The 26,990-nt window shown below is 30.6% G+C and carries 26 protein-coding genes; 22 read left to right on the top strand and 4 right to left on the bottom strand.

Features of this window, described 5'->3' with window-relative positions; translation table 11 throughout:
• The first annotated feature begins 7 nt into the window (after positions 1–7).
• From ACJDUH_RS05210 to ACJDUH_RS05245, 8 genes are all read left to right on the top strand, one after another.
• Positions 8–1,210 (top strand): hypothetical protein, encoded by a 1,203-nt coding sequence (locus tag ACJDUH_RS05210; protein WP_406764097.1) that lies wholly within the window; start codon positions 8–10, stop codon positions 1,208–1,210.
• A gap of 2 nt (positions 1,211–1,212) precedes the next feature.
• Positions 1,213–2,379: a hypothetical protein gene (locus ACJDUH_RS05215; RefSeq protein ID WP_406764098.1), complete on the top strand. Its 1,167-nt coding sequence runs from the start codon at positions 1,213–1,215 to the stop codon at positions 2,377–2,379.
• A gap of 296 nt (positions 2,380–2,675) precedes the next feature.
• A complete protein-coding gene (locus ACJDUH_RS05220) occupies positions 2,676–3,662 on the top strand; it encodes an O-antigen ligase family protein (protein WP_406764099.1) in 987 nt (328 codons plus the stop codon).
• The gene (locus ACJDUH_RS05225; protein ID WP_406764100.1) at positions 3,640–4,872 is read left to right on the top strand and encodes a glycosyltransferase; all 1,233 of its coding nucleotides are present in this window, start codon (positions 3,640–3,642) and stop codon (positions 4,870–4,872) included. Before ACJDUH_RS05220 ends, ACJDUH_RS05225 begins: the two co-directional genes overlap by 23 nt.
• Positions 4,873–4,880: 8 nt before the next feature.
• Positions 4,881–6,242, top strand: coding sequence for a glycosyltransferase (locus ACJDUH_RS05230; RefSeq protein ID WP_406764101.1), 1,362 nt, complete (start codon positions 4,881–4,883; stop codon positions 6,240–6,242).
• Between the two features lie 3 nt (positions 6,243–6,245).
• A complete protein-coding gene (cps2T, locus tag ACJDUH_RS05235) occupies positions 6,246–7,412 on the top strand; it encodes a beta 1-4 rhamnosyltransferase Cps2T (RefSeq protein WP_406764102.1) in 1,167 nt (388 codons plus the stop codon).
• Positions 7,412–8,101 (top strand): YveK family protein, encoded by a 690-nt coding sequence (locus ACJDUH_RS05240; RefSeq protein WP_406764103.1) that lies wholly within the window; start codon positions 7,412–7,414, stop codon positions 8,099–8,101. Before cps2T ends, ACJDUH_RS05240 begins: the two co-directional genes overlap by 1 nt.
• Positions 8,098–8,754 (top strand): CpsD/CapB family tyrosine-protein kinase, encoded by a 657-nt coding sequence (locus tag ACJDUH_RS05245; RefSeq protein ID WP_406764104.1) that lies wholly within the window; start codon positions 8,098–8,100, stop codon positions 8,752–8,754. The genes ACJDUH_RS05240 and ACJDUH_RS05245 overlap by 4 nt, the downstream gene beginning before the upstream one ends.
• Positions 8,755–8,828: 74 nt before the next feature.
• Here ACJDUH_RS05245 and ACJDUH_RS05250 read toward each other — a convergent pair whose 3' ends face one another.
• Positions 8,829–9,905, bottom strand: a complete 1,077-nt coding sequence (locus tag ACJDUH_RS05250) for a GIY-YIG nuclease family protein (RefSeq protein WP_406764105.1) — start codon at positions 9,903–9,905, stop codon at positions 8,829–8,831.
• A gap of 80 nt (positions 9,906–9,985) precedes the next feature.
• Positions 9,986–10,120 carry a hypothetical protein gene (locus ACJDUH_RS05255; protein ID WP_406764106.1) on the bottom strand — a complete coding sequence of 45 codons (135 nt, stop codon included), beginning with the start codon at positions 10,118–10,120 and terminating at the stop codon, positions 9,986–9,988.
• Between the two features lie 285 nt (positions 10,121–10,405).
• Between ACJDUH_RS05255 and ACJDUH_RS05260 the strand changes: the two genes are divergently transcribed.
• From ACJDUH_RS05260 to ACJDUH_RS05320, 13 genes are all read left to right on the top strand, one after another.
• Positions 10,406–11,605, top strand: coding sequence for an acetate kinase (locus ACJDUH_RS05260; RefSeq protein WP_406764107.1), 1,200 nt, complete (start codon positions 10,406–10,408; stop codon positions 11,603–11,605).
• A 295-nt stretch (positions 11,606–11,900) separates the two neighbouring features.
• On the top strand, positions 11,901–13,319 hold the full coding sequence (locus tag ACJDUH_RS05265) for an aspartate ammonia-lyase (protein ID WP_406764108.1): 1,419 nt from the start codon (positions 11,901–11,903) through the stop codon (positions 13,317–13,319).
• Between the two features lie 51 nt (positions 13,320–13,370).
• Positions 13,371–14,597, top strand: a complete 1,227-nt coding sequence (locus ACJDUH_RS05270; protein WP_479723046.1) for an NAD(P)-dependent malic enzyme — start codon at positions 13,371–13,373, stop codon at positions 14,595–14,597.
• 205 nt (positions 14,598–14,802) lie between these two features.
• Positions 14,803–16,713, top strand: a complete 1,911-nt coding sequence (locus ACJDUH_RS05275) for a BglG family transcription antiterminator (RefSeq protein ID WP_406764109.1) — start codon at positions 14,803–14,805, stop codon at positions 16,711–16,713.
• 22 nt (positions 16,714–16,735) lie between these two features.
• Positions 16,736–17,323: an RDD family protein gene (locus ACJDUH_RS05280; RefSeq protein WP_406764110.1), complete on the top strand. Its 588-nt coding sequence runs from the start codon at positions 16,736–16,738 to the stop codon at positions 17,321–17,323.
• A gap of 115 nt (positions 17,324–17,438) precedes the next feature.
• Complete coding sequence (locus tag ACJDUH_RS05285) at positions 17,439–17,765, top strand: PTS sugar transporter subunit IIA (RefSeq protein ID WP_406764111.1); 327 nt, start codon at positions 17,439–17,441, stop codon at positions 17,763–17,765.
• 143 nt (positions 17,766–17,908) lie between these two features.
• Entirely contained in the window at positions 17,909–18,238 is a 330-nt protein-coding gene (locus ACJDUH_RS05290; RefSeq protein WP_406764112.1) for a PTS sugar transporter subunit IIB, read from the top strand.
• A gap of 85 nt (positions 18,239–18,323) precedes the next feature.
• Positions 18,324–19,682 carry a PTS sugar transporter subunit IIC gene (locus tag ACJDUH_RS05295; protein ID WP_406764113.1) on the top strand — a complete coding sequence of 453 codons (1,359 nt, stop codon included), beginning with the start codon at positions 18,324–18,326 and terminating at the stop codon, positions 19,680–19,682.
• Positions 19,683–19,693: 11 nt separating this feature from the next.
• Positions 19,694–20,221: a GrdB-related putative oxidoreductase gene (locus ACJDUH_RS05300; RefSeq protein ID WP_406764114.1), complete on the top strand. Its 528-nt coding sequence runs from the start codon at positions 19,694–19,696 to the stop codon at positions 20,219–20,221.
• 88 nt (positions 20,222–20,309) lie between these two features.
• Positions 20,310–21,266, top strand: coding sequence for a glycosylasparaginase (locus ACJDUH_RS05305; RefSeq protein ID WP_406764115.1), 957 nt, complete (start codon positions 20,310–20,312; stop codon positions 21,264–21,266).
• 6 nt (positions 21,267–21,272) lie between these two features.
• Positions 21,273–22,391, top strand: coding sequence for a Sapep family Mn(2+)-dependent dipeptidase (locus ACJDUH_RS05310; RefSeq protein WP_406764116.1), 1,119 nt, complete (start codon positions 21,273–21,275; stop codon positions 22,389–22,391).
• Positions 22,384–23,136 carry a copper homeostasis protein CutC gene (locus ACJDUH_RS05315; RefSeq protein ID WP_406764117.1) on the top strand — a complete coding sequence of 251 codons (753 nt, stop codon included), beginning with the start codon at positions 22,384–22,386 and terminating at the stop codon, positions 23,134–23,136. Before ACJDUH_RS05310 ends, ACJDUH_RS05315 begins: the two co-directional genes overlap by 8 nt.
• A gap of 103 nt (positions 23,137–23,239) precedes the next feature.
• Positions 23,240–24,328, top strand: a complete 1,089-nt coding sequence (locus ACJDUH_RS05320; protein WP_406764118.1) for a DUF871 domain-containing protein — start codon at positions 23,240–23,242, stop codon at positions 24,326–24,328.
• 123 nt (positions 24,329–24,451) lie between these two features.
• Here ACJDUH_RS05320 and ACJDUH_RS05325 read toward each other — a convergent pair whose 3' ends face one another.
• Both ACJDUH_RS05325 and ACJDUH_RS05330 read right to left on the bottom strand, forming a co-directional pair.
• Positions 24,452–25,438 (bottom strand): anti sigma factor C-terminal domain-containing protein, encoded by a 987-nt coding sequence (locus ACJDUH_RS05325; protein ID WP_406764119.1) that lies wholly within the window; start codon positions 25,436–25,438, stop codon positions 24,452–24,454.
• On the bottom strand, positions 25,431–25,934 hold the full coding sequence (locus ACJDUH_RS05330; protein ID WP_406764120.1) for an RNA polymerase sigma factor: 504 nt from the start codon (positions 25,932–25,934) through the stop codon (positions 25,431–25,433). Before ACJDUH_RS05330 ends, ACJDUH_RS05325 begins: the two co-directional genes overlap by 8 nt.
• Before the next feature lie 200 nt (positions 25,935–26,134).
• Between ACJDUH_RS05330 and ACJDUH_RS05335 the strand changes: the two genes are divergently transcribed.
• Positions 26,135–26,980 carry a Nif3-like dinuclear metal center hexameric protein gene (locus ACJDUH_RS05335; protein ID WP_406764121.1) on the top strand — a complete coding sequence of 282 codons (846 nt, stop codon included), beginning with the start codon at positions 26,135–26,137 and terminating at the stop codon, positions 26,978–26,980.
• Positions 26,981–26,990 lie beyond the last annotated feature (10 nt).

Below are 26,990 nucleotides of genomic sequence, written 5' to 3' on the forward strand. Positions count from 1 at the left end.
AATATTAATGAAAAACAATATTGAGGTTTTAACCTTAGATACTGATAGTGCTACTGAATTAAGTTTAATAAGAAATATAGGAGAAAAAGGAATAAGAATAACATTAGTAACATTTAAAAGTAAAGGGCTAAACAGATTATCTAAATATATAAAGGATATAATTAAAGTTTCAAATTGGAATGAAAGTTTAGAATTATTTATAGACGAACTTATTAAAATAGGAGAAGTAAATCCTTTTAAGTATATGATTATATCTGCAAGTGATTTTATTAATTTAGCATTAGCTCAAAATTATGAAACTCTTTGTAAATTCTATTACTTTCCGTTTAAGGAAGCTAAAGTTATTGAACTGCTAATAAACAAAGAGGCTTTTTATGTTAAAATGGAAGACTTAAACATTATAATACCTAAAACCTATAAAATAACCATCAAAGATGATTTGAAAGATCTAATAAATAGTGAAGCAATGCCATTAATAATTAAACCTAAGTACATGTTTGATAAGGAGTTCCATGAGTATTTTGGTAGTAAAATATTAAAAATATTAAATCTTGAAGATTACAGACGATTAGAGAAAAAGCTAGAGATTATTTATGACAAGGTTATTATTCAAAGGTTAATTAAAGGAAATAAAAATGTTGCAGTATATGGATATTTTAAAAATAACGCCTTCGACGCGTATTGTGTAATTGATAAAGACGAGATGAGCAGCTGGGGGACAACGATTATTGGGCATTCTATTGAAAATATAAAATTAAAAAAATATGCTGAAAGTATATTATGCAAAATAGATTATGAAGGCTTTGCTGAATTAGAATTTATTTATGATACGGAAGATGAGAGCTTTAAACTGCTTGAAATTAATTGTAGGCCTGTTCAGTGGTGCAGATTGTGCAGCAAAGTAACATATCCAATTGAAAGTATTCCTATTCAAATAATAAATGACAATTTCAATAATGATAGGGCTAAGCAAAATTTACCAGCGAAGTATTATATTTTTTATGAAATGGGAACTCTTGAGTTATTACAAGCAGGGAAAATAGGTTTTAAGGATATTTACAAGTATATAAGAAAGCCAGAGTACATTTCTATGTATTGGGACAGTAAAGATATAATACCATCTATTAGGTACAGACTCAGTTTTTTAAAAACCTTTTTAAAAATAGTTATCAAAAGTCTTATAAGTAGAAAACCAATAGGAGCTAAGTAATTATGGAAATCGAAATTTGCAAATGGTATGATGATGCAGATTCTCCAATACTTTTTATGGTAGATGATTTAGCTAATGTATGGGTAGATACAAATGGGAATGGACAAGTTGATTTAGAAGAGGATTGGGGATATGCAAAGAATAATGAAAATTCTTCTTTTAGATTTTTAATTAGTGTAATTTTAAAGGATAAGCAAGAGGTAAAAATTACTTTTTTTACTCCAGTAGGAATAAGGGTTGGAATGATTGAAAATCCCAAAATAAAATCTATTTCTAAGATGTTAAATTGTGATGAGGAAAGCAAAGAGTTTTTTAGAAGTATTAATGATTCTTCTAGGTTTGAGATAGCTTATCATGGGACAACTCATGGTAGAGTTGGTAAAACTAATTTAGATTTTATTCAAGAATGGGAACTATATAATTCTTTAGAAGAGGCTGTTAACAAAATTAATTATGGTAGGGAAATCTATAAGGAGGTATTTGGAGAGTATCCTAAGGGTGGTAAATACTGTGGATATGAAATAAATGAATTTTCTGATGAAAGTATAGATAATACAGGCTTTTTATGGTGGTGTAGATATTGGAATAGGGGGAAGACAAATGAGAATCCACTAACTAATTTTGATATTAAAACTTTTGGAAAAAATAATGTTTACGATATTCCTAGTACAATAGACGGTTCCTTCTTAAATGGGATATTACACCCCAATAAGCATAAATTACTAAAAAAATTATTAAGGGATCTTTTAATAAGACTTAAACTTCATCAGCTAGACTTCTTACTAAAAAATAAGCTTGTTATAAGCATTCAAGAACATATGGCACCTTCAAGAGATGATGGAAGAAGGCAAAGTCCTAATATCTTTGATGATAAGGAAAGCTTGAACTATATATTTGAGTATTTAAAAAGCAAAAGAGTTTGGTATTGTACAGGTAGTGAACTAGTGGAATATGTACATACTCGGCAAAATATTAATATTATTATTTTAGATCAGGATAGTTTTAAAATAGACATACTAAATAAAGTTAATGGGCTATTATCCATAAAACTACCTAATGATGTGAACTTCATTAAATCACCCAATGGAATTATTGTGAAAAAAAATGATGGATGTTTTAATGTGGAAATAATGAGGGGTAAATATTTAATAATTAGAGGTAATAGATAGAAATGAAACAATTAATTATATTATATATATTGTTTTTCACAAGTTTATTATCCCTTTTTGTAAGTAAAGATGAAAAAAATACATATAGAAAACTTATTTTATCATTACTATTAGTATTCATTATCATAAATGTTAACATTAAAATTAATCTTTGGAATGATAAGTTTGTGTATATTAATATTTTATTATTAATACTTTTAATACTGAATTTAATAATCAAGAGGGATAAAAAAGTAATAAATATAAAAAGCATTATACTTTTTTTAAATATTACTAATATTATTTATATACTACAAATGATTTTTATAAGAATCTATGATATAAACCTATTTGTTTATAGTTTTTCGACAAACCTTATCATTTTACTTATTATTATTATATTTTATAAATTTCAAGGTCGTTTTAATAAGGATTTTATTATTAAAAGTATAGCAATTATAGCATTCATAAATTTTATACTTGGATTATTACAGTATAAAACAGGAAAGATGCTTATTTATGGAAGCTTAGCAGGAGATATTTATTATACTGAAGGAATAAGTATTGTAAAGAGGGTTGTTGGATTTGTAGGAGCGAGCAATGGAGCAGGAAATTTAGGAGCAATACTTTTTCCGGTTGTGTTATATAAGTTTAACAATAAAAGAAATCTATTAAATTTAATTTATATTTTTGCAGTTTTAATTTTTACAATTATGACATTAACTAGAATTGCATATGTGGCTATAATTATAGAATTCTTAATATTTTTTATAATGAACAATAACAAAAAAGATACGGGACATAAGGTATTATTTATTTGTGTTTTCTTTATCGCTTCTATAATTATTTATAATATTTACTTTAATAATATATATAACATTTTATTTACTGAAAGGGGAAGTACAGAATCAGTTAGGATAGAACAATTTTTAAGGGTTTATAAGTTATTTTTACAATATCCATTTTTGGGTGTAGGTACTGGACAGTATACATATTTTATACTTGACATTTTCTCAATAAAAGACACAGAAATACATTCTCAAATATTAAATACTTTCGTGGAATGTGGTTTTTTGGGTGGATTTGCTTATTTAATTTTCAATATTAGGCTTATGATTATGGCTGTAAAAAGCATTCCAAGAGTAGAAGTATGGTTTGTTTTATCTTTGTTTATAGGCAATTTGATAGTTTCAAATTTTAATCCAAATCAGTACTATTCAATTGATATTTTTATATATTACTTTATTTTATGCGGTATTATATTTGCCGCCAGAGGTGAACATGAAAAAACTTTTGATAATTAGTGACTTCATCGAAAATCAGCCCGTTGTGGCTTCAGTTAGATATTGTGACTTAATGCCGTATATATCAAAAAAGTTTTTTACAATTGTTATTAATGACGAGGGCAAGGGTAATAAAAAAAGTATTTATTCAAATGTTAACTTTAAATATAATATTTCGAAAAGTAAATTTACTCAAAGAATAGAACTAAGGAATAAAAAAAGAAATTTAATAGAGACACTATTAAGAAATAAGCTGATTTTAACTATTTGGAGAAATTATTCTAATAGTTTTTATTGTTTTAGAAAGAAAAATATTGGCATGTTAAAAGAACTTGATGATTTTCTTCTGTTAAACTCAATAGAAGCAATATTTATTACAGTTCCAGATATTCATGGCCTATATATTTTAGACTATATAAAAAGAAAACATATAAAAATACCAGCAATTGTTGAAGTAAGAGATATTTTAAATAATAAGATTGGCGGTGGTAATCCCAGCTATACATTAAAAAATGCCGAAAGGATTTTAATAAATAGAGCTGATGGAATTATAGCCCTTTCTAATGGCATTAAAGAATACTATAAAAAGTTTGATACAGATAAAAAAATAAGAGTTATTACAAATGGATACAATGCTGAAGACTTTAAGGATTGTAAATATGATTCTATAAATAATAAGAATGAAATTACACTTGCTCATGTAGGCTCCATTTATAAAGGGAGAAATATTAAGGATTTTATTTCTGCACTTATAAAATTAAGTAAGACTAGTAATATAAATGTAGTATTTAATGAAGTTGGATTTCTTGATAGTGAGGCTATTAAGGATATTGAAGAATTAAGTGATGATATTAAAGGTTCTAAAGTAAAAGTTAATATACTAGGTACTATGTCACATGAAGAGGCTATTAAATATCTTATTGAATGTGACATATCTGTAATTTTAACTCATAAAATAGGAAGTGAATATGCTATACCAGGAAAGACTTTTGAGTATATAGGAGCTTCAAAGCCAATAATTGCAGTGACTAAGGACAAAAATTTAATTGAGTTAATAGATGGTAAGTTTGGAGAGTGTGCTGAGCATAACGTAGATAAAATAGAAGAAAAGCTGCAAAAGTTATTGAAAACTCATTATGACTTTGAAAATAGATTTCAGTTTTCAAGAGAAATTGAAAGTAATAATATTATTAATTTCATTGAAGAGGTGGCTACAAATAAGGAGGATTAGAGGAAGTTATGAGAATACTACATTATTCATTAGGTCTTCCGCCTTATAGAACTGGTGGACTTACAAAGTATGCCTTTGATTTAATGAAGGAACAAGTAAATGAAGGAAAAGATATATACTTGCTATATCCTGGACATATTAAATTATTAAATAAGCAAATAAAAATACACTTAAAAAAGCAACAATTTGGTATAAAAGTATATGAACTTATAAATCCATTACCAGTTCCTTTATTAAGTGGGATTGGACAACCATCTAGCTTTTGCATAAATGTATCGAAAAACGTATATATATCCTTTCTTAAGAAATTAAATCCAGATATAATTCACCTTCACACATTAATGGGACTACACAAAGAATTTTTTATAGCTTGTAGGGAATTAAATATAAAGATAATTTTTACTACCCATGATTATTTTGGCATTTGCCCAAAAGTGAATTTATTTGATTTTAATAACTGCCTATGTACTGATTATAAAAAAGGAGAAAGTTGCACTAAATGCAATGAAGCTTCCTATAGTCTTAAGTTAATTTTTATAATGCAATTAAGATTATATAAAAGCTTAACGAGTTACAAATTTTTTAATAAGATGAAGCATTATTTGAAAAATAGGTTAAGTAAAAAAGCAGGCTGGAAGACTTTAAAGCCTAACCACCCATTAAACGAATATTCAGAGCTTAGAAAGTACTATTTAGAAATTTTTAAATTAATAAATTATTTTCACTATAATAGTTCAGTTTCAAAAGAGGAATATGAAAAATACATAAGCTGCACAGGAGAAATAATTAATATAACTCATAATGAAATTAAGGATAATCGAAAAGTAAAAATTTATAATAACAATTCTAGCAAATTAAGAATTACTTATTTAGGTTCTACTGAAGCATATAAAGGTTTTAGTTTATTGACTCTAGCTTTGGATGAATTAAAAAGGCAAAACATTTGTAATTGGGAACTTACTGTATATTCACAGAAGAAAGAGGGGGCTGATCCCAATTATATTTTTAAGGGAACTTATAAGTACCAGGAGCTAGAGGATATTTTTAATAACACAGATATTTTAATTATACCAAGTGCATGGAAAGAAACCTTCGGATATATTGGCTTAGAGGCATTTTCCTTTGGAGTTCCTGTTATGGTTACAGAAAATGTTGGCTTTAAAGATATACTTATTAATAATGTTACTGGAATAATCGTAGATCCTATTATAAAGGAATTAGCAGAAAATATTGCAAAGGTAATTAAAGATAGAAATATTTTAGAAAAAATTAATAGAAATATTATAAAAGATAAATATGATTTTTCCTTGAAGAGCCACTCGGAAAAAATGTTTAAGTTATATGACAAAGTGTTAGAAGGAAGGTGCTAAGCAATGGAGGTCTTTATTATTGGATCCAAAGGAATACCTGCAAGATATGGAGGCTTTGAAACCTTTGTTCATAACCTTACTGCAAAGAAAAAAAGTGAAAATATAAAATACAATGTCTCATGCTTGGGGGAAGATAACAATGAATTTGAGTTTAATAATGCAAGATGTTTTAATGTTAAAGTAAAAAATATTGGCAGCATAAAAGCAATGATTTACGATATTAAGGCTTTAAGAACTTGCATAAAGTATATAAGAAAAAATAAATTAAATAATTGTATTGTTTACATATTAGCTTGCAGGATGGGTTTTTTTTTAACTTTATATTGTAAAACATTAACAAAATTGGGCGTAAAGTTATTTGTAAATCCAGATGGACATGAATGGAAGAGAAGTAAGTGGAATAAAATTATTAAAGCATATTGGAAATGGTCAGAAAGGTTGTCTATAAAACATGCAAATCTTATAATTTGTGATTCCATGGAAATGCAAAAATATATAAATAAAAAATATGAAAAATTTAAGCCTAAAACAAAATATATACCTTATGGTGCAGAAATTAAGTTTTCAAGTTTATGTTCAAATTCTGGAAAATTTCTTTTATGGTTAAAAGAAAATTATATTAAAGCTAAAGAATATTACTTAATCGTTGGAAGATTTGTCCCAGAGAATAATTATGAATCAATTATTAGAGAATTTATGAAATCAAATACAAAAAGAGAGTTAATTCTTATAACAAATGTAGAAAAAAATAAATATTATGAAGATTTGATGAAGAAAACTAAATTTAATGAAGATAGAAGAATAAAGTTTGTAGGTACTGTCTATGATGAGAAATTATTAACAGATATTAGAGAAAATGCTTATGCCTATTTACATGGGCATGAGGTAGGTGGGACAAACCCTTCACTTCTTGAGGCTTTAGCAAATACAAATATAAACATTTTGCTTGATGTAGCCTTTAATAAAGAAGTAGGACAAGATGCTGTATTATATTTTTCAAAGGAAAAGGATGATCTTGCAAATCTAATTAATAAAGTAGATAAATATGATTATGAGAAAATTAATAGCTTAGGAAATCTAGCTAAAAGTAGAATTAGAGAGCAGTATACTTGGAAAGCTGTAGTTGATAACTATGAAAAGTTATTTTTAAATGCTTTGGAGGAAGAATAATGGATTTTAAAAGATTTATTAGTATCTTAAAAAAGAGGTTTCTATTTATATGTCTTATTACTTTTGCTATAACTTTAGCAGCTGGATATTTAAGTTATTTTGTTATAACACCCATTTATAAGGCTGATATTTCAGTTATCATTGGTAATTCTAATAATTCCAATGAAATTAATAAACAAAACTATGATGATGTATTAATGTACCAAAAAATGGTGAAAACCTATAGTAAACTAATAAAATCTAGGATAGTTGCAGAGGATGTAATAAAAAACCTAAAATTAGAACCTATGAGCACCTCTGATCTATTAGAAAGTGTTACAGTTACTCCTGACAATGATACTCAATTTTTAACAATTGCTGTATTATCAAAAGATACAAAACAAGCAATGAATATAGCTAATCAATTCGCAAAATCATTAAAATCTATTAGTATGAAAGTTAATGAAATAGATATTGTGGAAATTATAGACGAAGCACAACTGCCCATTGAACCTGAGAGCCCCAAACCAATTCGTAATATTATTATGGCTTTTTTTGTTGGAAACATGTTATCCATTGGGTTTGCTATTATGAGTGATTATTTAGATAATACCATTAAAACAGAAGAAGATGTTCAAATGCTGCTTGGCATCCCAGTTTTAGGAACAATTTCGAAAGTTAATTTAAAAGAGATGGATGTGATTGTATGAGAAAGAGGACAAGTAAAGCAAATAGGCTAAAAACCATCGCAGCTGAGCAATTTAGAACACTTAGAACTAATATACAATTTTCTTCTTTAGGTAATGAAATAAAAAGCATTGTTATAACCTCTAGTATGCCTGGAGAGGGGAAAAGCATTGTTACATCAAATTTAGCGGTTACAATAGCAAACACCGGCAAAAAAGTAATTATAGTTGATTGTGACCTAAGAAAGCCAACAATTCATAAAAAGTTTTCATTACCTAATTTAATAGGCCTTACTAATATATTAGTTCAAGATAGGAATAAACTTGAGACTATTACAGCTGCTAATTATCCTAATCTATATATACTAACTAGTGGACCTATTCCTCCTAATCCTTCAGAGCTTCTTGGAAGCAATAATATGAGAGAGCTTTTAAATGAGCTCATTAATACTTACGATATTGTACTTTTAGATTCACCCCCTGTTTTATATATAACCGATACACAAATCTTATCAGCTATTGCTCAAGGGACTATACTTGTTACTGCCTATGGAAAGTCAGAAAAAGCTGCAGTACTTAGTGCAAAAGAAAATATCCAGAAGGTTGGAGGTAAAATATTGGGGGTAGTAATAAACAAAATGCCTGTAAAAAAGAATGATACCTATTATGAGTACTAAATTTTAGCTATTAATTAAATTAAATATTTTAAATTTAAACTATAAGTTAATGGAAACAAATGCCTCTTCGCGTATTAATATTTAATAAGTGAATCAATTGTCTCATCTAGTGAGGCTTCTAATTTGTTATCAATCCAATACTCCGGAATAACAACAAATCTACAGTTGTTTTTATTAGTATTTAAATAAGAATAGATTATTTGAGCTTCATCGATTTCATTTCTCCCTATTTCAATGGAGCTTTTTAAAGCTTTTAAACTAAAATAATTAAGTATTATTTCTATTAATGTTGTTTTTATTTCTTTAATATGAGTTAAGGTATTTTTAAATAATCTAGTAAATATTATATTTGGCCCATTAATTAAAAAAATTTTAAAAGTATCTTTATTTAAATATTCAATTAAAACAATTTTACCATTCTCTTCAGAAAATGTGATGACTTTCTCTTTTGCCATAAGAGATTTTACGGCACTTAAATAATCTCTGTATTTTATTGCTGTATCAAAATCCAGTTTTTCTGCAGCATCCTTCATAATTGATTCCATAATATTGAGAATTTTTCTATCAGTATCATTTAGAAGCTTAAATATGTCCGCAATTCTAGATTTATATTTTGCTTTAGCATTACTATCAAAGCACATACCAAGACAAAGACCAAGGGAATAATTTAAGCAGGGAGAATTACTTTGATGATCACTGCTGCACTGAATTTTTAAACTCTCTTTAATACCTTGAAGTGCTCTTTCAACTACATTTTTATTTATAAAGGGCCCAAAATAGAAATTACCATCATCCTTTGAAACTTCCATAGAGGTTTCAATTTTTGAAAAATCCCTATTAATTTTTACATAGATATAAGATAAAGGAGTTTTCATCATTCTATTATAACGAGGCTTAATTTCCTTAATTAATCTGCATTCTAAAATAAAGGCTTCAAATTCTGTATCAGTTAAGATATAATCAAAATTTTTTATATTTTTCACTAGCTTTACAACCTTTGGAGAATGAGCTTTTGAGTATTGAAAATAGGAGCTCACTCTGCTTTTTAAATTTTTAGATTTGCCAACGTAAATAATGCTATCAAGAGAATCCTTCATAAGATATACACCAGGTGAAGAAGGAAGAATTCTAATTTTTTCTTTTAAATCCAAGGCTAAACCTCCAAAATAAAAATATTCTTAGAAATTAAGTATATTATATATTTTTGGAGGGTGATAAATCAAATTTATTGTTAGCTATTAGTAGTAGTTTTTGATTTACTTATCTTATTTTCAGCAGCTTTAAGTCCTTCTAAAGTACCACTATTTCCACTATTTTTAATTGCCTTATTCTGTTTAACAGCATCATTTCTTTTATTTGTATTCATAATATATCTCCTTGTATTATAAAAATTTATTTACAATATTATTTTTAACAGATTTATAAGAAATATGTGAGAATAATTCTTCAAAAATTCTTTAAGCATGGTTTTTGTAAAGAAGTGTGATTTAAAGTAATAAATTCCCAATAAGAAAGTTAAATAAATAGTGTACAAGCTGTCATATATGTTATACAATTTAGATGTGTGATACACAATAGCAATAATTCTTGCAAGAATATTTAAAATTGCAAGAAAATTAAAAACTAATAAGGCATGGAAGGAGAAAACTTTATGAAAATATTAGTTATTAACTGTGGTAGTTCTTCATTAAAATATCAATTAATTAATATGGAGAATGAAGCTTGTATAGCCCAAGGATTGGTTGAGAGAATAGGAAATGAAGGATCTGTTTTAACACAGAAGGTAGATGGACGAGAAAAATATATAGTTAAACAAAATCTAAAGGATCATAAAGATGCAATCGGCCTTGTACTTAATACTTTAGTAGACAAAACAAATGGAGTAATTAAGAACGTTGATGAAATATCAGCAGTAGGGCATAGAGTTGTACATGGTGGAGAACAATATAATAGTTCTGTATTAATTGATGGAAATGTAATGAAAGCCTTAGAGGAATGTTCTAAATTAGCACCTCTTCACAATCCACCAAACATTATTGGAATAAACGCCTGTAAGGCTCTTATGCCAAACACACCTATGGTAGCAGTTTTTGATACTGCCTTTCATCAAACAATGCCGAAGCATGCATATATATACCCGCTGCCTTATGAATTTTATGAAAAAAATAAAATTAGAAAATATGGTTTCCATGGAACTTCTCATAAATATGTTTCTATACAGGCAGCAAAAATGCTTAATAAAGATATAAAAGATTTAAAAATAATTTCCTGTCATTTGGGTAACGGAGCAAGCATTACAGCTATAAAAGATGGAAAATCCATAGATACAAGTATGGGCTTTACACCACTAGCAGGTCTTGCTATGGGAACTAGAACCGGGGATATGGATCCTGCCATAATAACTTATATGATTGAGGAATTAAAGTTATCTCCAAGTGAGGTTACAAACATAATAAATAAGAAATCTGGAGTGCTAGGTATTTCTGGAGTAAGCAGTGATTTTAGAGATATTTGGTCTGATTCTGAAAGTAATGAAAGGGCACAGCTTGCTTTAGATGTATTTCATTATAGAATAAGAACCTTGATCTGTGCTTATGCAGGCGCCTTAGGCGGGGTAGATTGTATTATATTTACGGCAGGCATAGGGGAAAATTCAGGAGATTCAAGAAAAGCTTCCTGTGATGGTTTGGAGTTCCTAGGAGTTAAGATAGATAAGGAAAAGAATAAAGTATCAGGAAAAGAAATAGATATTAGTACTGAAGACTCAAAAGTTAAGGTGCTAGTAATCCCTACTAATGAAGAACTCATGATAGCAAGAGATACAAAGGAAATTGTAGATTTAATTAAATAATAAAGTTAAAAAATAAGTGTCTTTTAAAATGTTAGAAGCACTTATTTTTTTGTTGTAATAAAAAATGTCTACAAGGATTTAAACCTGATTTTATGTAAATAAAAATTACTGGTTTATTTTCTTTTTTAGCTAATTTTTATTTTTTTAAAAATACAGTTGAATTTATCATAATAAAGTTATATTATTTATATAAATGCAATTTTACATTCATTTTATATAAAATTATGAATGGAACAATTATAAACATAAGTAAAAAAATTCATTTAAAAATATGAATAATATTGGGGGAGAAAAGATGTTATTTAGACTAGAAAGCGATTCAATTGGAGAGAAGCAAGTACCACAAAATGCCTATTATGGCGTGCAAACCCTGAGAGCAGCAGAAAACTTTAAAATTACAGGCTATTATATTCATCCTGAATTTATTAAAGCTTTAGCAGAAATTAAAAAAGCTTCAGCAATGGTAAATATGCAAGTTGGACTATTAGATTTGAAGGTTGGAGATGCAATAGTTATTGCTTGTGATGAAATATTGCAAGGAAAACTTCATGATCAATTTATTACAGATCCTATTCAAGGTGGAGCTGGCACTTCAATGAATATGAATGCCAATGAAGTAATTTCAAATAGAGCTATAGAAATATTAGGAGGAGAAAAGGGAAATTATAATATAGTACACCCTAATGACCATGTTAATATGGGACAATCCACTAATGATGTTATACCTACTGCTGGCAAAATTACAACTTTGGTATTGCTGAAAAAAGCTAATGAGAAATTAGAAGAGCTATACGAAGCTCTAAATGAAAAAAGTAAAGAATTTGATGATGTTATAAAAATGGGAAGAACACAGCTTCAGGATGCAGTTCCAATTAGACTTGGACAAGAATTTCATGCCTATTCAAGTGTTGTTAAAAGAGATATCGCTAGGATAACAAGGACAATTGAAGACTTAAGAACTGTAAACCTTGGAGCAACTGCTATTGGTACAGGCATTAATGCAGATGAAGCTTATGTTAAGAATGTTGTTCCTATGCTTAGTAAGATTACAAAAATGGAACTTACTCAAACCGAGGATTTAATTGATGGTACCCAGAATACAGATGGCTTTGTAGCAGTATCTTCAGCACTTAAAACCTGTGCAGTAAGCCTCTCTAAAATTGCAAATGATTTAAGACTTTTATCCTCAGGACCTAGAACTGGCTTTGAAGAAATAAATCTTCCTCCTAAGCAAAATGGTTCTTCTATTATGCCAGGAAAGGTTAATCCTGTTATACCTGAAGTTATGAATCAGGTGGCATTTAATATTATAGGTAACGATATGACTATTACTATGGCTTCAGAGGCTGGACAGATGGAGCTTAATGCCTTTGAACCAGTAATGTTTTATAATTTATTTCAATCTATTGAAACCTTGACAAATGGTGTTGATACCTTTATAAATAATTGTATAGTTGGCATAACAGCTAATAAAGAGCACTGTAAGGAATTAGTTGACAACAGCGTGGGCATAATAACTGCAATATGTCCTCACGTAGGCTATAAAGAAGCAGCAAAGATTGCAAAAACTGCTTTAAAAACTGGAGAACCAGTTAGAAAAATAGTTCTTAATGAGGGAATACTTGATGAGTCAGCTTTAGATACAATATTAGATCCTTATGGAATGACTGAACCAGGAATTTCAGGCAAAGAATTGCTGCATAAGGCGATTTAAGATGCAAGATAACTATAGAAACTATTAAATAACATGATTAGGAGAGATATTATGGATTTAAGAGAAACAGTTTTAAAATTTCACAAGGATAACGAAGGGAAAATAGCACTTAAGTGTAAGGTTCCAGTAAAAACTAAGGAAGATATGACCTTAGCTTATACACCAGGTGTTGCACAGCCTTGCCTAGAAATAAACAAAAACTATGAAACCATTTATGATTATACTTCAAAGGGAAACTGGGTTGCAGTAGTAACTAACGGAACAGCAGTATTAGGACTTGGAGATATAGGAGCAGGAGCAGGACTTCCTGTTATGGAAGGTAAAGCTGTTCTATTTAAGTCCTTTGCTGGAGTGGATGCCTTTCCAATCTGCTTAGATACAAAGGATGTAGACAAAATAGTTGAAACTGTAAAGCTTATGGAACCAACCTTTGGAGGTATAAATCTTGAGGATATAAAGGCTCCAGAATGCTTTGAAATAGAAACAAGACTTAAGGAAATCTGTGATATTCCAATTTTTCATGATGATCAGCATGGAACAGCAGTTGTTTCAGCAGCTTGTTTAATAAATGCCTTAAAGGTTGTTAATAAGAAAATTGAAGATGTAACAGCTGTTATAAATGGAGCAGGTGCTGCGGGTATAGCAATCTCAAAGCTTCTTATAAAAATGGGTATAAAAGATGTAATTTTATGTGATACAAAGGGACCTATATTTGAAGGCAGAACAGCTGGAATGAATAAATACAAAGATGAAATGGCTAAGATATCAAACAAGGAAAAAGTACAAGGTACTTTAGCAGATGCTCTAAAAGGAGCAGATATATTCCTAGGGGTTTCCGTTGCAAACTGCGTTACTGAAGAAATGGTTAAGTCCATGAATAGAGATGCAATTATAATGGCAATGGCAAATCCTAACCCAGAAATACTTCCTGACATCGCTAAAAAAGCTGGAGCTAAAGTTGTTTGCACAGGTAGATCAGATTTTCCAAACCAAGTTAACAACGTTGTTGCTTTCCCAGGAATATTTAGAGGAGCACTTGATGTAAGAGCAAAAGAAATAAACGATGAAATGAAAATAGCTGCGGCTTATGCTATAGCATCTATTATTTCAGAAGAAGAATTAAATGAAGATTATGTAATGCCAGCTGCCTTTGATTTAAGAATTGCACCACTTGTTGCAAAAATGGTTGCTGAGGCTGCTATAAAAACTGGAGTAGCAAGGAAAATAGATGTTACACCAGAAATGGTTGAAGAACATACAAAGAAACTTTTAGGTTAGAAAATACATTTTACGAAGGGACGATTCCTATGTTATGTGCTTTTGGCATAATAGAGAATCGTCCCTTTCCATTTACTGCTATTTTAAAGTAAGAAAACTAACACTGCGTCTTTTATTTCCTAGTACTAGGAAATCTGTTCAAAATAAAAATTACTAAATTAATATATAATAAATCCAATGATAATTTTATGAAGAAGGTGATAGGGTGTTAAATAAGAGACAAGAAAAAATTATCATGTTTATTCACAATAGTAAAGGCTGGATTATTGGCAAAGAATTAGCTAAGGTGCTAGGGGTGTCAGACCGTACTATTCGTAGTGACATCGCTAATATTAACGGCTTTTATGCATATGAGCTAATTGAATCAAACATTAGGCTTGGATATAGAATGAACGAGGATAAATTTCAAAGCTTGGATATAGAAGCAGGAGATATAATTCCTCAAACATCAAAAGAGCGATGTATTTATATCATTAAGGAATTATTGTTTGAAAAAAACGATATTAATTTAACTCTTTTACAGGATAAAGTATATGTGTCCGGCTTTTCCATTGATAATGATATTAAAAAAATAAAAAAAATGCTTGAGCCCTACGAGGGTCTGCAGCTTGTAAGAAGCAAAAATTATATTCGTTTAAGCGGCAAGGAAGAAGAAAAGCGTAAGTTATATAAGGATTTATTGGAAAATGAGATAAAGGGAAACTTTCTAAATTTAGATAAAATTGCTTCTTTTTATAAGGATTTTAATTTAATTGAAGTAAAAGATATGCTTGAAGCTATACTTAAGGAATATCATTATCATATTCGTTCACTTACTTTAACCATGATTATTATGCACATAGGAATTGCAATACAACGTATTATACGTCATAACTTTATTAATACCGATAGAAATACGGAAGAATTAAGAAGCAGCCTGGAATACAAAATTGCACAAGAGTTTTTTCATAAGGTAGCAAAAAAAATAAGACTTGAAATTATTGAAGATGAAATAGCTTTAGTAGCACTATTATTAATAGGCAAAAAAAGTACTGTTTACACAAACGATGACTCAAAATGTGATGCTGACTATACCATTCCTAATTTGCTGCAGGAGATTTTCAGTGACATTAAAAAAACCTTTGATGTTGACTTTAGCTCTGATAATGAGCTCATGAATGGGCTGGAAATGCATATTACCTCGCTAATAGAACGCATTAAGAAGAATATTGAAATTGATAATATGTATCTGCAGGAAATCAAGCGTGACTATCCCTTGGTTTTTGAGATGGGAGTGAGAGTTTGTGAGCTATTAGAAGGAAAGCTTAACATAACTATCAGCGAAAATGAAATTGCCTTTATTGCCTTGCATCTTGGCGTTGCATATGTTAGAGCAAATATAACCTATAAGTATAAAGTAGTTATGATTCATCCTCAAGATAAGGTTTTGTCTAATTTATGTATGGAAAAAATAATTAATCGCTTTGGGGATCGTATGGAAATTATCGAAAGCATGAATTTCTTTGAGGAGTCCGTAATTACTGCTTTAAAACCCGATTTAATTTTAACAACACTTCCATTAAAACATAAATTGCCTATTTCAACAGTGCAGATTTCACTGTTCGTAAATTATGAAGATGAAAATAAAATTTATAAAGCTTTAAATAATTTAGAGAAAATAAGATGCAGAGACAATTTTAAACTTTTAGTTCTAAAGCTTATAAAAAAGGAATTTTTCTATTCACATGTTAATGTGGACAGTCCTAATGAGTTAATTACAAAAATGTGCAATAACTTATATGAAAAGGCCTTTGTAGATAAAGCATATGAAAGCAGTGTGCTGCAGAGAGAAAAGATGTCTGCAACCTCTTTTGACTATGGCTTTGCAACTCCCCACAGCCTCAATGAAATGTTTATAAATCAGTCAGCCTTAAGTATTGCAATCCTGGATAAACCTATTACCTGGGGAGATTTTGATGTACGGCTTGTAATCTTGTTTACTATTAATAAAGAGGATTACAAAATTCTAAGAATATTTTTCGACTGGTTAAGCAATGTAATTTCTAATTCTGAGCAATTTGCCAGAATATTAGAGGTTAATAACTATAATGAATTTATTAATGAAGTCTTAAAATAAATACTATCTAGAAGGTGAAGGTATGAAAAAAGGAAGAAAATCTTTTAATGAGAACAATGTTCCAGCTTCAGGGGATTTACCGATTTGGAAGCGCTTTGTAGCTTACATGGTGGATTGGTATTTAGGAAGTATATTTACTTCCTTACCCATGGTTATGATTTATATGAAAGCAACAAATACACAGGACTTAAATACTAATTTATTTCAATATCCAAAGCAATATGCCCTTATGGCAGGAGCTCTAGGATTATTGTTTGGATTTTTTTATTACCTCATTGTGCCATTACTTATTTGGAAGGGACAAACCTTAGGAAAACACTGGTGTCATTTTAAAATTGTTAAAAAGAATTGCCAAGATGTAAGCTTTAAACAATTATTTTTAAGACAAATTATTGGTATTTTTTTAGTAGAAGGAGCTTTGATTTTCCCAAGCAATTTGTTTCATCAAATATTATCCTTTATATGCAATGTGAATTTAATTACTCCTCTTAATTATGTAGGTATAGCTATTAGTATTATATCAGGATTGTTAGTTTTAATTAGAAAGGATCATAGGGCTATTCATGATTTAATTGCAAGTACCAAAGTAATTAGTGTTTTGGAAAAATAATAGCAGCTTGCAAAAATGAATAGTAGTGGTAGTTTTCCTAGAAGTAGGAAGAAGGCTTAAAGTAAATTGCTATTTTAAAGTTATATACTATAAGTATCAAAAAGGAGGGACAGCGATGGAGGGTTTAGAGCTAGCATGTTTTCAAATTATTTCCTCAGCAGGTATGGCAAAAAGCAGCTTTATTGAAGCCATTAAAGAAGCTAGGAAAGGTGATTTTACAAAAGCAAAGGCTTGTATTGATAAAGGTGATGAATATTTCGCTCAAGGACATAATGTTCATACTGAATTAATTCAGAAGGAAGCAGGAAATGAAAAGGTTAGTCCAAATTTATTATTGCTTCATGCAGAGGATCAATTAATGTCAGTTGAAACCTGTAAGATTCTAGCAAATGAATTAATTGAAACCTATGACCGCATTTGTGCTTTAGAGAATAAAGGTTAATTATAAAGTTAAGTATATTTATAATAAAACATAAAAATTATAGGAAGGAGGTTAAAGTCCTAAATGGACTTTAACGAGTAGATTGCGAGCGGGAGCGAGTGGTCTTAAACTACTCAGTGCGACCACTGAAAGGAGGAAGAAAAATGAAGAAAATTTATTTGTTTTGCAGTGCAGGAATGTCTACAAGTATATTAGCAAGTAAAATGCAAGCTGCAGCTGATGAAAACTCTTTGCCAATTGAAGTAAAGGCTTATCCTCATAATGAGTTAGATGAAATTATTAAAAAGCATCATCCAGATTGCATTTTATTAGGACCGCAGGTTAAATATTTATATGAAAAAACTGTAAACGATTTTGGACCATCTGGTATTCCCATTGCTGTTATCGACCCAACTGATTATGGTATGATGAATGCTAAAAAGGTTTTAAAAAGTGCAATTAAGCTAATTAAAGCTTCAAGCGAAAGTAAATAGTTTTGCATGGGATAATAAGTGATTATTTTACTACATAGGTATTATGATTACTTAATTATAGACAAATAAAAGAGGGGGAAAAAACATGATAAAATGGTTAGAAAAAGTTTTAATGCCAATAGCTGAAGCAATTGGTAAAAACAAATATTTAATATCTATACGTGATGGATTCTTAATATCCACGCCATTATTAATTGTAGGTTCATTATTTCTATTAATAGCAAACTTCCCAATTCCAGCATGGACTAATTGGCTAGAGTCTGTACAAGTAAACGGATCTACCTTAGCAGCTTATTTTGGAAAGCCTGCTGACGCAACATTTTCGATTATGGCAATTTTTGCTGTACTTGGTATAGGATATTCCTTTGCTAAACAAATGAAAACTAATCCTATTTTCGGAGCAGCAGTATCTATTATGTCATGGTTCTTAATTATGCCTTATGGTGTAACTGGAAAAGCACATGTTAATGGCATCAAAGACCCAGTTCAGGTTTTCTTAGGTGGTGGACTTCCACTTGGCTGGGTTGGTGCGAAAGGTATATTTATTGGTATTATTTGTGCTTTCTTAGCTGTACACATTTATGCTTTTGCTGAACGTAAAGGATGGATAATTAGAATGCCTGCTGGTGTTCCTCCAACTGTTGTTCAATCCTTCGCAGCTTTAATTCCTGCTGGACTTGTTATATCTGTATTCTTTGTTATAAATTTATTCTTTGGTTTCTTTAATACTGATGTTTTCACAATTGTATTTAAGTTCCTGCAGCTGCCTCTTATGAACCTAGGTGATACCTTAGGTGCTATGGTTATTGCATACATCTTCTTACACCTATTCTGGTTCTTTGGAGTAAACGGTGGTTCTGTAGTAGGTGCTGTATTTAACCCAATTCTTCAAACCTTAACTGCTGAAAACTTAGAGTTCTTCAAAACTGGAGTTGGACAGGGACATATTATATCTCAGCAATTCCAAGACTTATTTGCAACCTTTGGAGGTTGCGGATCTACATTATCACTATTAATAGCTATGCTTGCATTCTGTAAATCAAAACGTATTAAAGAACTTGGAAAATTAGCTTTAGTACCAGGCATCTTTGGAATAAACGAACCAATAGTATTTGGACTTCCAATAGTATTAAACCCAACTATGTTAATCCCATTTATGTTAGTTCCAACCCTTAACATTGTTATTTCATATTTTGCAATGGCCTTAAAATTAGTTCCAATTTGTAATGGTGTTAATATCCCATGGACAACTCCAATTATTATTTCTGGATTTTTAGCTACAAATTGGGTAGGTGCAGTGCTTCAAGCTCTATTACTAATTTTAGGTGTAATTATTTATATGCCATTTATAAAGATCATGGACAAACAATACTTAATTGAGGAAGCTAAAGCAATAGAAGAGGACGATGATTCTCTTGAAGGCTTATCCTTTGATGACTTATAGGAGATGATTGAATGCCAATTAAAATCATGATGATTTACGATCAAATTCAAGCTGGTGCAGGTACTAAGGATGATAAAATGGTACCCTTAGGTGCTAAAAGAGAGGCTATAGGACCAGCAATCATGATGGAACCATTTTTAAAGGAGATTGACGGTAAGGTAATTGCTTGTCTTTATTGTGGCAATGGTACTTATTTAGCTGATCCTGAGGAGGTTTCCAGAAAGCTTTGCGCTATGGTAAATAAAGTTCAGCCAGATGTAGTAATGTGTGGACCTGCCTTGAACTATAAAGATTATGCCAGTATGGCAGCAAGAGTTGCTTATGATATTAATAAGTCAACTAATGTTCCAGCTTTTGCAGCTATGTCTGTTGAAAATGAGGAGACAATTGCTAATTATAAAGATAAAGTAAATATTGTAGTTACTCCTAAAAAAGGTGGTATAGGGCTTAATGATTCCTTGAGAAATATGTGTAAGCTAGCAAAGGCTTTAGTTAACAAGGAAGACGTTACAGCTTTAACTGGCAGTATTTGTTTTTAAATTTAAAAACCACTAATTAATTTAGTGGTTTTTTAATTATATTTTATGCTTGTTTTAATATTATTACAGAATAAAGGAGTAAAATAATATGTACGGAATGATTGCAACTTGGCGTATGGCTGTTGAAGGTATTACAATGGGAAGAGAGATCTTAAAGAATAGAGGATGTGCAGGAGATGCAATTGAAGCCGCTATTAAAGAAGTTGAAAACTTTGAATACTATAAATCGGTAGGCTATGGCGGCCTGCCTAATGAGGATATGGAAGTAGAATTAGATGCTGCATATATGGATGGCACTACTTTTGATATTGGTGCAGTTGCTGCAATTAAGGATTTTGCTAATCCGATCAGCATAGCAAGACGATTAAGCGAGGAAAAAGTAAATAATTTATTAGTAGCGGAAGGAGCAGAGAAGTTTGCTCATAAAGAAGGCTTTGAACGAAAAAATATGTTAACAGAGCGTGCTAAGATATTTTATTATAATCGTGTTAAAGAAGTAAAGGAACAGGAAATCAAGCCTTACAGCGGACATGACACTGTAGGTATGGTATGTTTAGATGAGCATGGCAATATGACTGCTGGTACCTCAACAAGCGGTTTATTTATGAAGAAGAAGGGAAGAGTTGGGGATTCTCCAATTTGCGGTTCTGGCTTTTATGTAGATTCTAAGGTAGGAGGAGCTAGTGCCACTGGCCTTGGAGAAGATTTAATGAAAGGCTGTATTTCTTATGAAATAGTAAGATTGATGAAAGAAGGTCATCATCCTCAAGAGGCTTGTGAAATTGCCGTAACGAGGCTTGATTCAGAGCTTAAAGAAAGAAGAGGAAAGGCTGGAGATTTATCCTTAATTGCCATGAACAATAAAGGTGAATGGGGAGTTGCCACCAATATTGAAGGCTTTTCCTTTGCAGTAACTACTGAAAATGAGGAACCAATTGTGTATTTAACAAAGAATGTAGATGGGAAATGTATTCATGAAGCAGCAAGTAAGGAATGGCTTGATAACTATATGAGTACAAGAACTGCACCCATAGTTAGAAGGTGATAATTAATGAAGGCTAAAATATTAGGAAAAATAGATGAGCTAAAGGAACAAATGATTTCTGACATTCTGGAAGTAGTTAAAATTAACAGTGAAGAAGGTGAGATAGAAGAAGGAATGCCTTTTGGCAGGGGTGTTAATGATTGTTTGCTTAAGGCACTTGAAATAGCATCTAAACTTGGCTTTGAAACAAAGAATATAGATGGATATGCTGGCTATGCGCAGCTTGGAGAAGGCAGTGATTACATTGGTGTAATAGGCCATTTAGATGTAGTTGCTGCTGGTGAAGGGTGGCTTGAACCTCCTTATAGCGGCTATAATAAGGATGGGAGAATTTATTCAAGAGGTATTTTAGATAATAAAGGACCAATTATGTCCTGCCTATATGCACTATATGCCTGCAAAGTAAGCGGTATTAAATTTAACAAACCTATTCGTATAATATTTGGAACTAATGAAGAAACGGGAATGAAAGATATTGAGTATTATTTGAGTAAGGAAAAGCCGCCAATTATGGGATGGACTCCGGACTGCAAATATCCTGTGGTTTATGGAGAAAGAGGCAGAGCAAAATTTAAAATATGTGCAAATGAAATAGACTTGAAGGATTTTTTTAGCTTTGTAACTAAGTATTTTCTTCAAAGTAAGGATAATGGAGACAGGTTAGGAATTGATTTCTCTGATGAGGAATTCGGGAAAATGCAGATGAGAGGCTATAGTTTAAGGCTGGAAGAAAATAAAAGTGTATTTGACTTTACCTTAAGCTACCCTGCAGGAGTAACTCTTTCAAAAATTACATCTCAAATTAGATCAAAAATGCCAGATACTCTATCCTTAGAGGTAGTTAGTAATTATGATCCTGTAAAGTTTGAAAAAGACTGTTTTTTAGTACGAAAGCTTAAAGAAGCCTATGAAGAAATAACTGGCTTTGATGGTACACCTGTAACTACAACTGGCGGTACTTATGCAAAATTAATGCCTAATATAGTTCCATTTGGACCAAGCTTTCCAGGGCAAAAGGGTATTGGGCACAATCCAAACGAATGGATGGACATTAAAGATATTGTGATGAATGCTAAAATATATGCTTTAAGTTTTCTAAAGCTAGGTGGTGAAAGTTATGAATAAAATAGTAGAAGTGTGCTGTGGAAGCTATTATGATTGTCTACAGGCTTATAAAGGAAAAGCAGAAAGAGTAGAATTAAATAGTGCACTATATTTGGGAGGATTAACTCCAAGTATTGCAGAACTAATTTTAACTAAAAAAAATACTAATTTAAAGGTTGTTTGCATGGCAAGGCCAAGAGCTGCAGGGTTTTGTTATGAGAAGGAAGACTATGAAACATTATTATTAGATGTAAAGCTCTTAATGGAAAATGGCGCAGATGGCATTGCCTTTGGCTGCTTAGATGATGAAGGCAATATTAATGTTATGCAAACAGAAGAAGTAGTTAAATTAATTAAATCCTATGGATCAGAAAAAGAATCAGTATTCCACAGGGCCTTTGATTGTGTCAGTGATGCCTTTGAAGCTGTGGACACTTTAATTAAACTAGGTATAGACCGTATTTTAACAAGCGGCTTAGAAGCAAAGGCTGTAGAGGGAAAAGACCTATTGAAAGCGCTTCAGGAAAAATATGGACATAAAATTCAAATTCTTGCTGGCAGCGGAGTTAATGCTGGAAATGCCATAGAGCTTATGAAATATACGGGTATTACCCAAATTCACAGCTCCTGCAAAGCCTGGCTCATGGATAAAACTACAACTAAAAATCACGTTACCTATGCCTATGGCAAGGATGAATTTTGCTATGATGTAGTTGACTCTAAGCTAGTTGAAAATCTAGTAAAAATTGTTAATGAGGAGCTATAATATTAAATATAGATAGAATTATGATAGAGGTAAAATTAGAAGTAATATAATAAAAAAAAGATTACTATTAATAAAAATTAAAATCAAAGGGAGGAATATTAAAATGCATAGAATGGGAATATCTGTTTATCCAGAGCATTCTACAGAAGAAAAAGATTATACTTATATGAAACTGGCTGCAAAATATGGCTTTACTAGAATTTTTACTTGTTTATTATCAGTAAATGAACCAAAAGAAATTATTATGGATAAATTCACAAGATTTATGGAAGAAGCACATAAGCTTGGCTTTATTGTTGGGGTAGATACAAATCCAGATGTGTTTGCACATCTAGGAGCCACCCCCCTTAATTTAAAGCCATTTCATGATATGAAGGTGGATATTATTCGTCTTGATGGACATTTTAGTGACATGGAAGACATAGCAATAACCCATAACTCCTATGGCATTCCTATTGAGTTTAATGGAAGTCAAAATACAGCTTTGGATCTAATGATTGAAAGAGGAGCAAATACGCATAATATGGTAGTCTGCCATAATTTCTATCCGCAGAAATATACGGCACTTGGATGGAATAAATTTATGGAATTTACTAATAAATATAAAGCTTTAGGCCTTACTATGGCTGCATTTGTTTCCAGCAATAATGAAAATACCTTTGGACCTTGGCCTGTTTATGAAGGACTTCCAACCTGTGAAATCCACAGAGGCATGCCAATAGATTTACAAGTAAGACATCTTCTTGCAACTAATAAAATTGATGATGTTTTAATTGGAAATGCCTACGCTACAGAGGAGGAGCTAAAAGCAATATCTGAAATTGATCAAACAAAAACCACCTTTAAGCTTGAGCTTGATGCTAATATTACAGAGGATGAGAAAAATATCATATATAATTATCCACATTACGGCAGAGGTGACGCTTCAGACTATATGGTCCGCAGCAGCATGCCGAGACTAAATTATAAAAATAAAAACATTCCATACCGTAAACATGACAGTGAATTTTTCCATAAAGGCGACGTAGTAATAGTTAACGATAATTTATCTCATTATCGCGGTGAGCTTGAAATTGCCACAAAAGATATGCCTAATGATGGCCAGAGAAATTTTGTAGCTAGAATACCTGAGCAGGAATTAATTCTACTTGATCTATTAAAACCTGAATATCCTTTTGGGTTTATTAAATAGCATAGAGAACTGAAAATAGAAGGTTTTGGTATTAATAACTATGTAATACCTATACTTATTTTAAAATAAAAGATTTTTAAAAAGAAGCGCTTTCCAAAAAGAAAATGGGCGGCGCTTCTTTAATTAATAAATAGTTGTAATTACTCCAAAAGAAGAAGCTTTTATATGAGGGTTTCCTATTAGTTCCTTTAATTGAGACTTTGTACCGTAAACTATGCATCCCAATATTGATACGTCACTATAGGTTTTATAGCCTTTTGCCATCATTTCATTATATATTGCGTTATATTTTACGAGTTTAGGATTTTGTAAAATAGATAGCAATTCATTATAGGATGTATCAAAATACATAGGTTTTACATTTACTCCTAGAGCATTGAATTCATCTATATAAGCGCCTGCACCAGCATACATGTCTGCATCCTTTTTGAACATGTTCATGTCTTCCTTTGTATAAGCATCTAACCAGTACCAAGTTGGCACTATTTTACCAAGTAAGAACTGAGCGTCAACCTGTTTGTATGGTTTATCAAAGGATATAGCAAGTTCAATTATTTTATCATCGGAAATTTTATCTAATTCACTTAAGTCATTTTTATAGCCTTTATAATTAATTTCAGGATGAAAGAACATCATTCTTCTGTACCCTGTTTGAGTATAACTTTCAGGCCATGGTCCCACTTCATTACCGTTATATCCTCCTTGATATCTTGTAACAGGGTAATTTGAACTAAGGCCTAAAAAAGACAATAATTTATTGTTTTGAAAATAGCTAAAAACTGATTCATTCTCTTGTATTAATACAGGTTTATTTCCGATAACTTTAGATACTTTGTAGGTGCCTTTTCCTCCTAAAAATCCAAGCGTATCTTTAGATTCACTAATATAACCATTAGGCACAGTGAGTTTTACCCAATCCTCGTTTTGCTTAAAAGCTTGTTCGCTTAATTTTAAGCTAATTTTTGTATTGAGATAAGATCCAATTGCAATAACTAGAATTGTTACCACCAAAGATATAGTTATGGTCCTTATTGTGGACATTAGCTTACCATTTCTTATTGCTTTCTTTAATTTATCTTCATTAAATAAATCGTCTAAATTGTTATCCATTATTTAACCACATCCTTTCAAATTCCTTTCTTGCTCTATAGAGATAAGTTTTAACTACTGACTCTTTTATACCTAGTAATAATGCTATTTCCTTATAGGAAAGCTCCATATCATATTTTAAAATTAGCAAGTCTTTATATCCATCTTTTAACTTGTTAAGACAGTTTTTTACCTCATTATTACGTTCAGCTACTAATAAATCTTCAGTTAAGTCGCCTTCTACTGAAAACTTATTAGTGAAACTTTCTTCATCAATACTTATTTGATAAAGCTTTTTCCGTTTCTTCATCAAGCTTTTAAATTCATTTAAAGATACTTTAAATAACCAGGAGGGAAGCTTTTCTTTAGATACACCATCCATGTATTTAATTGCTTTAATAAAGCTGTCTTGTACTATATCTTCAGCTTCTTCCTTGGTACATCCGTTTTTTATTAAATATCCCATTATGATTTTTGATTGCTTTTTATACAATTCTAGCAGCAGCTGGGTATCCATTTTTCCCTCCTTTCTGCGAATTTATTACGCCTTTATATTAATAAGACAATTCTACCATTAAAATGTAAACAAGAGTTAGTTGAAATATTTAAAATATACATTATATACAAGTAAATGATATAATTAACATATGGATATCATAAGATAAAAGATTAGTAAATTTCATAAATAAGAAATATTAATATTTTTGGGGGCTATGGATGAAAACTATTGAATTATATAACCAATTAGAAAGTGATTTTATTTTTAAAAACTTGCAGGATGATTGGGCTAGATACATGAGTAAAGTAGATGAATATCTTTGCTTAAATTTTAAAGAAAGAAGTATGGGATTAGTATGTGATTTTGCTATGGAAATCAATAAAGTTTACACTGCTGTATTTCCAACTGAAGAAATTATGCAAAAAATTATAGATGAAGGAACAACAAATTCCATGTTATTTGTGCACCACCCATCTATTTGGGATAGTAGGAGAGCACCCAATTCTTTCTATCAGATGAAAAATGCTTTATTAGAAAAATTCAAAGAAAATAGAATAGCCATATATAACTTGCACGTTCCATTGGATAATTTCAGCCAGTATTCAACTAGTGTAACTTTAGCTAACGCCCTAGGTATAGAAATTGAAAAGCCATTTGCAAAGTATCGTGGTGCTTTATGTGGTATAATAGGAAAAACCAAGTGCAAAACTATGGAAGAATTACAAAATAAGTTTTCAGAGGTACTAGGTCACAGTACAAGCCTTTATTTATATGGAAATGCAAAAATAAAAGATGGAAGAATAGCAATTGTAGCTGGTGGTGGCAATAATCAGGATACAATTACTGAAATGATTGAAAATAGAGTTCATGTACTTATAACTGGTATTACTGCAAATAATAATTCTGAAATTCATAATATTGAAGAAAAAAGTTCTATTAATGTTTTAGGGGGGACTCACTACTCAACCGAGAAGTTTGCGTGCCAAAAGATGTGCAGCTACTTTGAAGAACTTGGACTTGACTCCGTTTTTATTGAGGGGGAACCAATATATGAAGATATGTAAATTGTGGTAA

This window comes from Candidatus Clostridium radicumherbarum (assembly GCF_045310525.1).
Lineage (GTDB): Bacteria > Bacillota > Clostridia > Clostridiales > Clostridiaceae > Clostridium_AT > Clostridium_AT radicumherbarum.